This window comes from Marinobacterium alkalitolerans (assembly GCF_017776525.1).
In the GTDB taxonomy this organism is placed as follows: domain Bacteria; phylum Pseudomonadota; class Gammaproteobacteria; order Pseudomonadales; family Balneatricaceae; genus Marinobacterium; species Marinobacterium alkalitolerans.
Window position 1 is genome coordinate 58,327 of record NZ_JACVEW010000008.1, and the last position, 12,421, is coordinate 70,747.

General features: G+C 59.4%; 12 protein-coding genes. 9 read left to right on the forward strand and 3 right to left on the reverse strand.

Annotated features, from left to right (window positions below; translation table 11 throughout):
- The first annotated feature begins 11 nt into the window (after positions 1–11).
- Positions 12–2,093 carry a sensor histidine kinase gene (locus H9C73_RS06755; RefSeq protein ID WP_209287048.1) on the forward strand — a complete coding sequence of 694 codons (2,082 nt, stop codon included), beginning with the start codon at positions 12–14 and terminating at the stop codon, positions 2,091–2,093.
- Here H9C73_RS06755 and hrpB read toward each other — a convergent pair.
- Positions 2,081–4,600, reverse strand: coding sequence for an ATP-dependent helicase HrpB (gene hrpB, locus H9C73_RS06760; RefSeq protein WP_209287049.1), 2,520 nt, complete (start codon positions 4,598–4,600; stop codon positions 2,081–2,083). The genes H9C73_RS06755 and hrpB overlap by 13 nt on opposite strands.
- 178 nt (positions 4,601–4,778) lie before the next feature.
- On the opposite strand from hrpB, the gene H9C73_RS06765 reads away from it, so the two are divergent.
- The 8 genes from H9C73_RS06765 (at position 4,779) to dnaB (ending at position 10,603) form a co-directional block, all read left to right on the forward strand.
- Complete coding sequence (locus H9C73_RS06765) at positions 4,779–5,357, forward strand: anthranilate synthase component II (protein WP_209287050.1); 579 nt, start codon at positions 4,779–4,781, stop codon at positions 5,355–5,357.
- 25 nt (positions 5,358–5,382) lie between these two features.
- Complete coding sequence (gene trpD, locus H9C73_RS06770) at positions 5,383–6,423, forward strand: anthranilate phosphoribosyltransferase (protein ID WP_209287051.1); 1,041 nt, start codon at positions 5,383–5,385, stop codon at positions 6,421–6,423.
- A complete protein-coding gene (gene trpC / locus H9C73_RS06775) occupies positions 6,423–7,247 on the forward strand; it encodes an indole-3-glycerol phosphate synthase TrpC (RefSeq protein WP_209287052.1) in 825 nt (274 codons plus the stop codon). Before trpD ends, trpC begins: the two co-directional genes overlap by 1 nt.
- A 28-nt stretch (positions 7,248–7,275) precedes the next feature.
- Positions 7,276–7,683, forward strand: coding sequence for an OsmC family protein (locus H9C73_RS06780; protein WP_407944007.1), 408 nt, complete (start codon positions 7,276–7,278; stop codon positions 7,681–7,683).
- A 133-nt stretch (positions 7,684–7,816) separates the two neighbouring features.
- Positions 7,817–8,224 carry a 30S ribosomal protein S6 gene (rpsF, locus tag H9C73_RS06785; protein WP_209287054.1) on the forward strand — a complete coding sequence of 136 codons (408 nt, stop codon included), beginning with the start codon at positions 7,817–7,819 and terminating at the stop codon, positions 8,222–8,224.
- Positions 8,225–8,255: 31 nt separating this feature from the next.
- Entirely contained in the window at positions 8,256–8,486 is a 231-nt protein-coding gene (gene rpsR, locus H9C73_RS06790; protein ID WP_010321876.1) for a 30S ribosomal protein S18, read from the forward strand.
- A gap of 146 nt (positions 8,487–8,632) precedes the next feature.
- On the forward strand, positions 8,633–9,079 hold the full coding sequence (gene rplI, locus H9C73_RS06795) for a 50S ribosomal protein L9 (protein WP_209287055.1): 447 nt from the start codon (positions 8,633–8,635) through the stop codon (positions 9,077–9,079).
- Between the two features lie 135 nt (positions 9,080–9,214).
- Positions 9,215–10,603, forward strand: coding sequence for a replicative DNA helicase (gene dnaB, locus H9C73_RS06800; RefSeq protein ID WP_209287056.1), 1,389 nt, complete (start codon positions 9,215–9,217; stop codon positions 10,601–10,603).
- 14 nt (positions 10,604–10,617) lie between these two features.
- On the opposite strand, the gene H9C73_RS06805 is transcribed toward dnaB, so the two are convergent.
- Together H9C73_RS06805 and bioA are read right to left on the reverse strand one after the other, a co-directional pair.
- Positions 10,618–11,049, reverse strand: coding sequence for an acyl-CoA thioesterase (locus H9C73_RS06805; protein ID WP_209287057.1), 432 nt, complete (start codon positions 11,047–11,049; stop codon positions 10,618–10,620).
- A gap of 26 nt (positions 11,050–11,075) precedes the next feature.
- Complete coding sequence (gene bioA, locus H9C73_RS06810) at positions 11,076–12,365, reverse strand: adenosylmethionine--8-amino-7-oxononanoate transaminase (RefSeq protein ID WP_209287058.1); 1,290 nt, start codon at positions 12,363–12,365, stop codon at positions 11,076–11,078.
- Positions 12,366–12,421 lie beyond the last annotated feature (56 nt).

Genomic DNA, 12,421 nt, shown 5'->3' on the forward strand with positions numbered 1-12,421 from the left:
AGGAGAGCGCCATGTCATCACCCCCCTCGAACAAGGCGGGCCAAATCAGTACCCAGCGCTGGATGTGGCGAAACCTGCTGCGCAGCGCACTCATTCCACTGCTGCTGGTTGAAACGGTCCTGATCGGGATCTATCTGTTTTCCAACGCCTATATCCGTGATTCCAATATTGCCGTGCTGCGGGAGCAGGCGGATGAACAGTTGGCCAACACCGCCAGACTCGAGGTGGATGTGATCGACCGTCAGTTGCAGGAGGTCGAGGGGCTCACATCGATCTATCAGGGCGCGGTGACCCGGCTGATGCAAGCGCCGTACCCTGAACAGGACACGCTGCCGCCCGGTTATGCACGCACGGACGAAGGGGTTCTGTTCAGTACCGAGGATGACGGCAGTGCAGCCTCTTTCTATTCTGCTCTGACCCCGCCACATGAGCAGGATCTGGGCAAGGTGGTTCAGCTTGAGCAGGCCGATCCACTGATGCTCAGCATCATGCGCAATAACCCGCTGGTGAATGCGATCTACTTCAATACCTGGGATTCCTATAACCGCATCTACCCCTGGTTTGAAACTCAGCTACAGTATCCGCCCCGCATGGATATTCCCGCCTACAACTTCTATTACGATGCGGATGCCCGTCACAACCCGGAACGCGGTGTCGTCTGGACCGATGTCTATGTGGACCCGGCGGGGCAGGGCTGGATGACCTCGGCGGTTGCGCCGGTGTACAGGGGGGACTTTCTGGAAGGGGTCGTAGGGCTTGATATTACGGTCGAAACGATCATTCAGCAGATCCTCCGGCTGGATATTCCCTGGGGCGGTTATGCGGTGCTGATGAACCGGGAAGGCACCATCATGGCGCTGCCTCAAAGAGGTGAGGAGGACTTTGGCCTCAAGGAGCTGACAGAGCACAGCTATCAGGAGGCGATTACTCAGGAAAGTTTCAAACCGGAGCGGTTCAATATCAACAAGCGCGAGGATACCCGCGAGCTTGCCGACGCGATGAAAACCGATGCTTCCGGCGGTGTCACGATCACCCTGCAGGGGCGTGACAAGCGTGTGGCCTGGCGCGAGATCGGGGCAACCGGCTGGACACTGCTGACGATTGTGGATGAAGCCGAGGTCTACAGCGAAGCCACCGCACTGGCGGAACGATTCAAACAGGTAGGCTACCTGCTGATAGCCGGGCTGGTGGTGTTCTATCTCTGCTTTTTCGCTTTCATGTGGCGCCGTTCCATTGCCATGAGCAAGGCGATCTCCACCCCTCTGCAGCGCTTGAATGCCCTGATGGCCGAGATTGGTCGTGAGCGGTACGAGCAGCCTCTGCCTCAGTTCAAACTGCTTGAGCTGCAGCAAAGCGCTCTGGAAGTGGTGCAAATGGGTGAAGCGTTGGGTGGCGCCAACCGAGCCAAGAACCAGTTCGTTTCAAGCATCAGTCATGAACTGCGCACGCCGATGACGACCATTATCGGGTTTGCGCAGCTGCTGCAGTCATCCGAGCAGTTGTCTGCCGAGGATCGGGAGTGTCTGGATGAAATTCTGCATTCGGGCGAGCACCTGCTGCGGCTGATCAACGATGTGCTGGAATTGGCGCAGGTTCAGGCTGAAGCGGGCCGAATACCCGGCGAGCCGGTTGATCTGCACAATGTGGTTGCCTCGGCGGTGCGAATCAGCGAGCCGGCGGCGCGCAGCAAGCAGATCAGGATCGAGTCGGGCTCCGCTGCTGAATGGCAGGGCGTACAGGTTGTGGCCGATGGCAGTCGTTTGTGTCAGGTGCTGATCAACCTGATTTCCAATGCGATCAAGTACAACGCTGAGGGGGGGCGTGTCAGTATCGGCTGGCAGCCGGTCGACGCAGGGGTTCGCATTCTGGTGACGGATACCGGCGTTGGCATCAGCCCGGGCAAACAGTCCGAGCTGTTTCAGCCGTTTAACCGCCTGGGGTATGAGACCAGCAATATTCAGGGTACCGGGATCGGTTTGACCATCAGCAAGCGGCTGGTCGAGTTGATGGGGGGCAGTATCGGCGTGGACAGTCAGGAAGGAGAGGGCAGTACCTTCTGGGTGGATCTGCCCGCCGCTGATCAGGTGCCCTGAATACCGGCCTTCTTTTTGGTGGCAGCTGTCGCTTGAGCGCGGGTCGGGTCCTCGGGCCAGGGGTGTTTGGGGTAACGCCCCTTCATCTCTTTTCTTACCTCGGCATAGCTGCCTCGCCAGAATCCGGCCAGATCCCGGGTCACCTGCAGTGGCCGCCGGGCGGGTGACAGCAGGTGCAAGGTCAAGGGAACGCCGAACCCAAGGCGCGGCGTGTCCATACAGCCAAACATCTCCTGCAGTTTAACGGCCAGGGTGGGGGCGGGTGTGCTGTAATCCACCCGCAGCCGTGAGCCTGAAGGGACCTGAATGCGCTCGGGCGCGAGTTCGTCCAGTGCCTGCTGCTGCGACCATTCCAGCCGGGACAGCAGAATGGCGTGCAGGTCGAGCCCCTTGAGGTCCTCGCCACGGGTTACGCTGTTCAGCCAGGGTGTCAGCCAGCTTTCCAGGCTGCCCATCAAGGCCGGCTCAGCGAAGTCAGGCCAGTCTTCCGGCTCAGGCGCATACTGGCGGACAAACTGTACCCGTGCCTTGAGGCTGAGAGCCTTTTCACTCCAGTTGAATACCCTCAAACCTGCGCGGCTGACGTGCTCAATGATGGCCCGGGTGGCTTGCTCGGGGGGCAAGGTGCTCAGGGGACGGCTGGCCAGCACCAGTTGTCCCACGCGCGTGCGTGCTTCCGCCACGAGACGGTCCTGGTCGGAATCCCATTCCACACACTCCTCACGGCTCAGGCTGTCAGCCAGCAGGCCTTCAAACAGGGCCGGATTCAGTGGGGCTGCCAGCCGGATGCGGTCGACGGCCTGGTTCTGGTGGCTTGATACGGCGGCGATGGCGAGCCAGGTCGAACGGCTGAGGCGATCGGTTGCGTGCAGCCGTACACCGCGTCCCTGGCTGAGCCGGTAGTCGGTTGTCTGGCCGTCCCGCTGTTGTGCGATACGGTCCGGGTAGGCGCAGGTAATCAGGTAGCCCGGTACGTCCGATGGTTCAAGGGCAGCCGTGCAGGTCGGTTGCGGCAGCAGTTGCCGGTACTGTTTGGCGAGCCGGCGAATACGGCTGGCGCTGGGGCTTTTGGCCGTCTCCAGCCATTCCAGCCGCTGCAGCAGGTCGGCCTGCTCCGTCTTGAGTGGGTCACGCTCGGTCAGCAACGCGGCGATGTCAGCGGCCAGTGCCAGCTGCCCCTGCTCGGCACCACAGATCAGCATGTGCGCCAGTCGCGGGTGTACGGGCAGTTCAGCCATCTGCGCTCCACGCTCGGTCAGCCGGTGCTGCCCGGGTGCCGGGGATTCCACGGCACCCAGCAGGTGCAACAGGTCCAGCGCCTGATTGAAGGCGGCTTCGGCAGGCGCGTCCAGCCAGTCCAGCTCGTCCGGATGATTAACGCCCCATTGCAGCAGTTGCAGTGCCAGCGGGGCCAGATCCGCCTGCAGGATTTCCGGTGTGCGCTGTGCAGGCAGTTCGGCATGCTGTTGTTCAGACCAGAGCCGGTAGCAGGTGCCCGGCCCCAGACGACCGGCACGGCCCGCCCGCTGGTGGGCCGATGCCTGAGAAACGCGGGTGGTATAGAGCCGAGTCATGCCGTTGCTGGGGTCAAAGCGTGCCTGTCGGCTCTGCCCTGAATCGATAACCACTTCGACCCCCTCTATGGTCAGGCTGGTCTCGGCAATGGCGGTGGCCAGTACAATTTTACGTTGACCCTCCGGCGCCGGGGCGATGGCGCGCTGCTGCTCGGCCAGGGCCAGATCGCCATACAGCGGGGCGATCAGCACATCATCGTTTCGGCCCAGCGCGGCTTCCAGCGCCTGATGCACACGCCGAATTTCGCCCTGACCGGGCAGAAACACCAGCAGGCTGCCGCTGTGATCATGCAAGGCCTGGAGCGTGCGTGAGACGACACGTTGCTCGACAGGTGTATCCGTTCGTGCAGGCAGGGAGTAAACAATGCTGACGGGATAGGCGCGGCCCTCGCTGCGAATCACGGGCGCCTGCGGCAGTACCTTGCCCAGTGCAAGGCCGTCCAGCGTGGCAGACATCAGCACCAGCTTGAGCGGCGGGCCTTCCCGCAACAGCTCACGTCCCTGCAGTGCCAGTGCAAGCCCCGTATCGGCTTCAAGGCTGCGCTCGTGGAATTCGTCGAACAGGATGGCTCCCACCCCTTCAAGGCCCGGATCCTCCTGCAGCATGCGGGTCAGAATCCCTTCGGTGATGACTTCAACGCGGGTGTCGGCACTGACACGGCTTTCCAGACGGATGCGGTAACCGATGCGTTTGCCAACCGGCTCGTTCAACTGCTCAGCCAGACGCTGCGCCGCGGCCTTGGCGGCCAGGCGCCGGGGCTCCAGCAACAGGATTTTCTGTTGTCCCAGCCAGGGCTGGTCCAGCAGTGCCAGAGGCACGCGCGTAGTCTTGCCGGCACCGGGAGGTGCTTCGAGAATCAGTTCGTTGTGCTGCTGCAGGGTGTGGCCGATTTCAGTCAGCAGGCTGTCTATGGGCAGGCTGGGCGTGGACATGGATGAATCAGTTGGCTAAAGGGGATCACTCTACCAGAAATCACGTGGTTTGAGAGCGATGTATCAGTTCGCTATTACACGTGCTTGCTGTATCATCCTTGATGGAGCCCACAGCAGGCACCAGGTTCTGAAAACAGGCCAGGCAGCCGTTGAACAAGAGAGTGAGAACACAGCGTCTATGCTGCTGATGATTGACAATTACGACAGTTTTACCTGGAACGTGGTGCGTTACTTTGAAGAGTTGAGCGTTCAGGTCAGGGTATACCGCAATAACGAAGTGTCGCTCGAGCAGATTGAGGCGCTGGCACCCAGTCATCTGGTGATTTCCCCGGGGCCCTGTACACCGGCTGAGGCCGGTATTTCGGTGCCGGCAATCCAGTATTTTGCGGGCAAGCTGCCGATCCTGGGCGTCTGTCTGGGGCATCAAAGCATCGGTCAGGCCTTTGGTGCCGAGGTGGTCCGCGCGCGGCAGGTGATGCATGGCAAAACCTCAGCAGTCCATCACACTGGCACAGGCCTGTTTACAGGGCTTGAGCAGCCACTTGAAGTGACACGCTATCACTCTCTGGTACTGCGGCGTGACAGTTTGCCGGGCTGTCTGGAAGAGGTCGCCTGGACCGAGCGTGAGGCAGGTATGCGCGATGAAGTGATGGCGATACAACATCGTGAGCTGGCGATATATGGCGTTCAGTTTCATCCCGAATCGGTTCTGACCCGTCAGGGGCATGCGCTGCTGGAGAATTTCCTGCAGCAGTGATCAGAGTGTTAGGAGGCAAGGATTCATGAATATTCAGGAAGCGTTGGCCCGCGTGGTCGACCATATCGATCTCAGCCGTGACGAGATGGTTGAGGTCATGCGACAGGTAATGACGGGCCAGTGCAGTGAATCCCAGGTGGCCGGTTTTCTGGTCGGGCTGCGCATGAAAAGCGAGTCGATCGAGGAAATCACCGGTGCCGCCCAGGTCATGCGCGAGCTGGCGACACCAGTGCGGCCAGCGAGTGGACCGCTGGTGGATATTGTGGGCACCGGAGGCGACGGCGCCAACCTTTTCAATGTGTCCTCGGCCAGCGCCTTTGTTGCCGCCGCCTGTGGCGTGCACATTGCCAAACATGGCAACCGGGGCGTGTCCTCCAAAAGCGGCAGTGCCGACCTGCTTGAGAAAGCCGGCATCAACCTGGATCTGGGAGCCGATGCGGTTGCACGCTGCATCGATGAAGTCGGCGTTGGTTTCATGTTTGCACCGGGTTATCACGGCGCCATGAAGCATGCGATTGGTGCGCGTCGGGCACTGGGGATGCGCACCCTGTTCAACATCCTGGGACCAATGACCAACCCGGCCGGTGCCAGGCGTGAAGTGATCGGCGTATTCACCAAGAAGCTCTGCCGTCCCATGGCAGAGGTGATGCATCAGTTGGGTGCCGAGCACATCATGGTGGTGCATGCGGATGACGGGCTGGATGAAATCAGCCTGGCGACCCACACCCATGTGGCAGAACTCAAGGACGGGCAGATCCACGAATACACGGTATCGCCTGAGGACCTGGGTATTGAGAGCCAAAGCCTGATCGGGCTGGGCGTGGACAGTTCGGAACAATCGCTGGCGCTGATTCGTGCGGCGTTGGGCAACAGCGAAACCCCGGAAGCCCGCAAGGCGGCCGCGATGGTTGCGCTTAACGCCGGTGCGGCGATCTATCTGGGTGGTCAGGCCGAAAGCCACAAGGCAGGTGTTGAGAAAGCGCTGGAGGCGATTGCCTCCGGTGCGGCGTTGCAGAAAATGGAACAGCTGGCCGCTTTCAGCCAGCAACTGGAGCAGGGCGAGTAATGAGTGATACCCCGACCATCCTGAAGAAAATTATCGCGCGCAAGCGCGAAGAAGTGGCAGAGCGCAGTGCCCGGGTGTCTCTGGAGGACCTGAAGGCCCGCATTGAACAGCAGCAGGGCACCGCGACGGACCCGCGCGGTTTTGTCGCCAGCCTTGAGCGAGCGCTGTCCGAGGGGCGCGCGGCCGTCATTGCCGAGATCAAGAAGGCGAGCCCGTCCAAGGGAGTGATTCGTGATCCCTTCGTACCGGCCGAGATCGCGCCTTCATACGAAGCCGGTGGTGCCAGTTGCCTGTCGGTGCTGACCGATGTGGACTTTTTCCAGGGCAGCGACGAATACCTGCAACAGGCCCGCGCAGCCTGCACCTTGCCTGTGATCCGCAAGGATTTCATTGTGGACCCCTACCAGGTGTACGAGGCACGTGCATTGGGAGCTGACTGCATCCTGCTGATCGTGGCCGCACTGGATGACCAGCAGCTGGCCGACCTGACGGCGCTCACTCATGCGCTGGGGATGGATGTACTGATTGAGGTGCATAACGAGGCGGAACTGCAGCGTATTCTGCCGCTGAATACACGCCTGATCGGCATCAATAATCGCGACCTGCATACCTTTGAGGTCAGCCTGGACAACACCTTCAAGTTGTTGGATCAGATACCGCAAGACCGAATTGTGGTGACGGAAAGTGGTATCCTGTCACCCGACGATGTGGCTGCCATGCAGGCGCGTGAGGTCAATGCCTTCCTGATTGGAGAGGCCTTCATGCGTGCCGAAGATCCGGGCCAGACGCTGGCTGACTTCTTTGCGGCAGCACGCACCCACTAACCCGATTGTTGAGATACACCCGATGAGTATGAGTGTTCGTGTCGGCTGGGACGGAGATGATCGTTTCAAGGCGACGACCGGTTCCGGCTTTGACATTGTGATAGACAAAGACCTGCAGCAGGGGCCGCGCCCGATGGAGTTGATGCTGGCAGGCCTTGGCGGATGTACCAGCGTGGACGTAGTGGCGATCCTGCGCAAGACGCGACAGGACGTGGTGGACTGTGTGGCCGAGATCCAGGCCGAGCGTTCCGACGACGTGCCGTCTGTCTTTACCGAGATCCACGTGAAGTTCGTGGTCAGCGGGCGTGGGCTCAAGCCGGCAGCGGTCGAACGCGCCGTACGCCTGTCCGCTGAGCAGTACTGTTCGGCTTCCATCATGCTCGAGCGTGGCGGGGTCAAGATCAGCCACAGCTTTGAAATTGTTGAAGTGGAATAAAGCCACTGTTTGGCTTGCTATACTGGGGGCGCTGAAGTAGAATTTTGCGTCCTTTTTATTTGTTTAACTCCTTGCTTTCAACCATTCGCATTCGGCGGATGACTTGGAGGCTGTGAAACCGTAAGGAGCAAAAATGCGTCATTACGAAATCGTATTTCTGGTTCACCCGAACCAGAGCGAGCAGGTTCCGGCGATGGTCGAGCGTTACAAAGCGCTGATCGAAGGTGCTAACGGCCAGATTCACCGTCTGGAAGATTGGGGCCGTCGCCAGCTGGCTTACCCGATCAACAACGCACACAAGGCACACTACGTGCTGATGAACGTTGAAGCGACTCAGGATGTGATGGACGAGCTGTCCAGCATGTTCCGCTACAACGACGCCGTTCTGCGTAACATGGTGATCCGTTGCAACGAAGCGATCACTGAAGATTCTCCGATCAAGGCAGCCGAATCTCGCGAAGACCGCAAGCCGCGTCGCGAAGAGCGCACCGAGCAGAAGCAGGAAAAAACTGCTGAAGCCAAGCCCGCTGCTGCAGAGTAATTTTTTAACCTGATTAATTGGAGAAATTCAGATGGCACGTTTTTTCCGTCGTCGCAAGTTCTGCCGTTTCACTGCTGAAGGCGTCAAGCAGATCGACTACAAAGATCTCGACACCCTGAAAGGCTACGTTACCGAAACCGGCAAAATCGTTCCGAGCCGTATCACTGGTACCAAGGCACGCTACCAGCGTCAGCTGGCGACCGCTATCAAGCGCGCGCGCTACCTGGCCCTGCTGCCGTACACCGACAGCCACGACGTATAAGCGTCGGCTGATACAGCCGGAGGCCGTGCGCGGATCTGTGCACGGCCGATCAAGATTAATGCTGTGGATATCCCTGTACGATACGAAGAGGGTATTCATGGCCAGGATTCAAACTGCAGCCTTTGCAGAACAAGAGGTTTTACGAGATGGAAGTTATTCTGCTCGAAGATATCGGTAAGCTGGGCCAGCTGGGTGACAAGGTCGCCGTCAAGTCTGGTTTTGGCCGTAACTACCTGATCCCCCAGGGTAAAGCCGTACCCGCCACCGCCGCTAACATTGCTCAGTTCGAAGAGCGTCGTGCCGAGCTGGAAAAAGCCGCTGCTGACAAGCTGGCTAACGCCCAGGCACGTGCTGAACAGCTGAACGAACTGGAACTGTCTCTGGTGACCAAAGCCGGTGACGAAGGCAAGCTGTTCGGTTCTATCGGTACCCGCGACATCGCTGAAGCTCTGACGTCTGCTGGCGTTGAAGCTGACAAGAGCGAAGTTCGTCTGCCGGAAGGTGCGATCCGCCACGTGGGTGAGTTCGACGTCGACATCCAGGTTCACCCGGATGTGACCGCGACCATCAAGCTGGTCATCGCTGGCGAATAATTCGCCTCAGCGGACAGAACTTGAAAAGCACTGCGCAGTTGGACTGCGCAGTGCTTTTTTTATGCGTAAAATAAGTCATTGGTGTTTTTCGGCACACAGGGTGCCGGCTCAATGGCGAGGAGGTCGTGCAACAGAATGGAAATGGCTGATCTGAATGATGAGGTGCTGGAGTCCATCAAGCAGCCGCCACACTCGGTCGAGGCCGAACAGTCGGTACTGGGTGGGTTGATGCTGGATAACAACACCTGGGATACCGTATCCGAGGTGTTGCTGCAGGAACATTTCTACCGCCCCACGCATCGCATGATCTTCCGCACCATGCAGAAGCTGGTGGATGATGGTCGCCCCATTGATGTTGTGACGCTCTCGGAAGAGCTGGACCGAACCGCCGAGCTGCAGGATGCCGGGGGGCTGGAATACCTGGTATCACTGGCTCGCAATACGCCCAGTGCTTCCAATATCCGCGCCTATGCAGAAATCGTGCGTGACCGATCACTGTTGCGCCAGATGATCAGCGTCGCCAACGAAATTTCCGACAGCGCCTTTCATCCGGCCGGTCGTGCGCCGGAAGAGGTGCTGAACGAGGCCGAGCAGAAAATCTTCCAGATTGCCGAGAACCGCCCCAATCAGGGTGGCCCCGAAGCCGTCAATCCGCTGCTCAAACGTGCCGTGGACCGCATTGATGAGCTGTTCAACAACTCGGATGCGCTGACCGGCGTAACCACCGGATTTGATGACCTGGATGACCGTACCGGCGGCATGCAGAAATCCGACCTGGTCATCGTGGCGGCACGACCGTCCATGGGTAAAACCACCTTCGCGATGAACCTGGTGGAAAATGCGCTGATGGCCACTGAGCGGCCGGTACTGGTGTTCTCGCTGGAGATGCCGGCAGATCAGCTGGTGACACGTATGCTCTCGTCACTGGGGCGTATCAACCAGACCCGGGTGCGTAACGGGCAGCTGGAAGAGGATGACTGGCCCAAGCTGACCACTGCGGTCAACATGTTGAAAAACAAGCCGTTGTTCATCGACGATCAGCCGGGTATCAGCCCGAACGAGATGCGTGCCCGCGCACGTCGTATCCACCGCGAGCACGGTGACCTGGCTCTGATCATGGTCGACTACCTGCAGTTGATGACCATGAAAACCGGGAAGGTGGAGAGCCGTACTCAGGAAATCTCGGAAATTTCACGCTCTCTCAAGGCGCTGGCCAAGGAGATGAACTGTCCGGTCGTGGCGCTCTCGCAGCTGAACCGAAGCCTGGAGCAACGGCCCAACAAGCGCCCCGTCAACTCCGACCTGCGTGAATCCGGTGCGATCGAGCAGGATGCGGACGTGATCATGTTCATCTATCGGGATGAGGTCTATAACGAAGACAGTCCGGAAAAGGGGGTGGCCGAGATCATCATCGGCAAGCAGCGTAACGGCCCCATCGGTACCGTCAGGCTGGCATTCCTTGGTAAATATACCCGCTTTGAAAATCTGGCCATGGGCCAGTATGACTACGGCCCGGACGAGTAGGATGGGCCAGGTGCTCAGGATTCCCTGAGCACCTTGTTGCGAAAGCCTTCGGGGACCGTCAGCACCTTGCGCTCGTCATAATCGAAGAAGACGATGCCGGTCTTGGCATGCGCGATCTCGACAGCGGTGTCCTTGTTACTGAGCAGGTAATAAATGTCACAGCCGTACTTGTTGAAGTCCGCGACCGTCACATCCACCTGAATTCGATCGCCATGGAAACCTTCGGCCTTATAGACAATCGCCGAATCGGTCATGATGATGCTGGCACCTTCCACATCCATCTCGGTGTAATGATAGTGGTTCAAAAAGCGCAGCCGCGCTTCGTGCACCATCGACAGGACCGCATCGTTCCCCAGATGCCCGCCATAATTGATATCGCTGATACGCACGGCCAGCTCGGTACTGAACAGGTAGTTGTCCGGCATTTCCAGTTTAATGCGTGCCATCCTTACATCTCCTTCAACCTTGAACCTTAATCCAGTGCGCGGACCACATCGACCATGGCCGCGGTCAAAGTGCCCAGATCCTTATCACTCATCACATAGGGCGGCATCACGTAGATGAGTTTGCCGAATGGGCGTACCCAGACCCCGCGCTCAACGAACATGGGCTGAACCTCTGCCAGGCTGACCGGTTCGTGGCGCTCAATGACACCGATGGCGCCAAGCACTCGGACATCGTTTACCGATGCCAGTTCACGTGCCGGCTCCAGCCCCTGTTTGAGCCCCTTTTCAAGGCGGGTGACTTCCGCTTTCCAGTCCATCTCCTCAAGCAGGGTCAGGCTCTCCAGCGCGGTCGCGCAGGCCAGCGGGTTGGCCATGAACGTGGGGCCGTGCATGAAACAGCCCGCGCCTCCTGCCGAGATGGTATGTGCGATTTCGGCAGTGGCAAGCGTTGCCGCCAGCGTCATGTAGCCGCCGGTAAGTGCCTTGCCCAGGCACAGGATATCCGGGCTGATGCCGGCATGATTGCAGGCGAACAGCTCGCCGCTGCGCCCGAAGCCGGTGGCGATCTCATCCGCGATCAGCAGTACATCATACTGGTCGCAGAGGGCCCGGGCATGCCGCAGCCATTCCGGAGAATAAAAGCGCATGCCACCGGCACCCTGGACGACAGGTTCGAGAATCAGTGCTGCAATTTCGTCCTGATGCTGGGCCAGTTGCTGCTCCAGCTCAGCAATGTCGGCCGGGTCAAAGGGGGCGTCAAAGGCGGTTTCAGGGCGGGGGGCAAACAGTTGTTGTGCCAGCACGCCACTGAACAGTTCATGCATGCCGTTGACCGGGTCACACACGGACATGGCCCCGAAGGTATCGCCATGGTAGCCGTTGCGAATGCTCAGAATGCGGTGCTTCGCCGGTTTGCCACGTGCGTGCCAGTACTGAATTGCCATTTTCAGGGCAACTTCCACCGACACCGAGCCGGAGTCGGCTATGAAAACCCGCTGCAAGGGTTCGGGTGTCATTTCCACCAGCTTGCGCGCCAGCTCAATGGCCGGGGTATGGGTCAGGCCACCAAACATCACGTGCGACATGGCGTCGATCTGGCCTTTGGCGGCGGCGTTCAGGCGGGGGTGGTTGTAGCCGTGTACAGCGGACCACCAGGAGGCCATGCCGTCGATCAGCTCACGCCCGTCGCTCAGACGTATGCGAACCCCCTGTGCCGATTCCACGGGAAACATGGACGGCGGGTTGATCATCGATGAGTAGGGGTGCCAGATATGCTGGCTGTCGAACGCCAGCTGTTCGCTGTTCGGGCCTTTCATGGTGCTCCTCGTGTTCGTGTGAGGGGCTCCATTAGAGCGGTCTTTGCCGGCTGGTG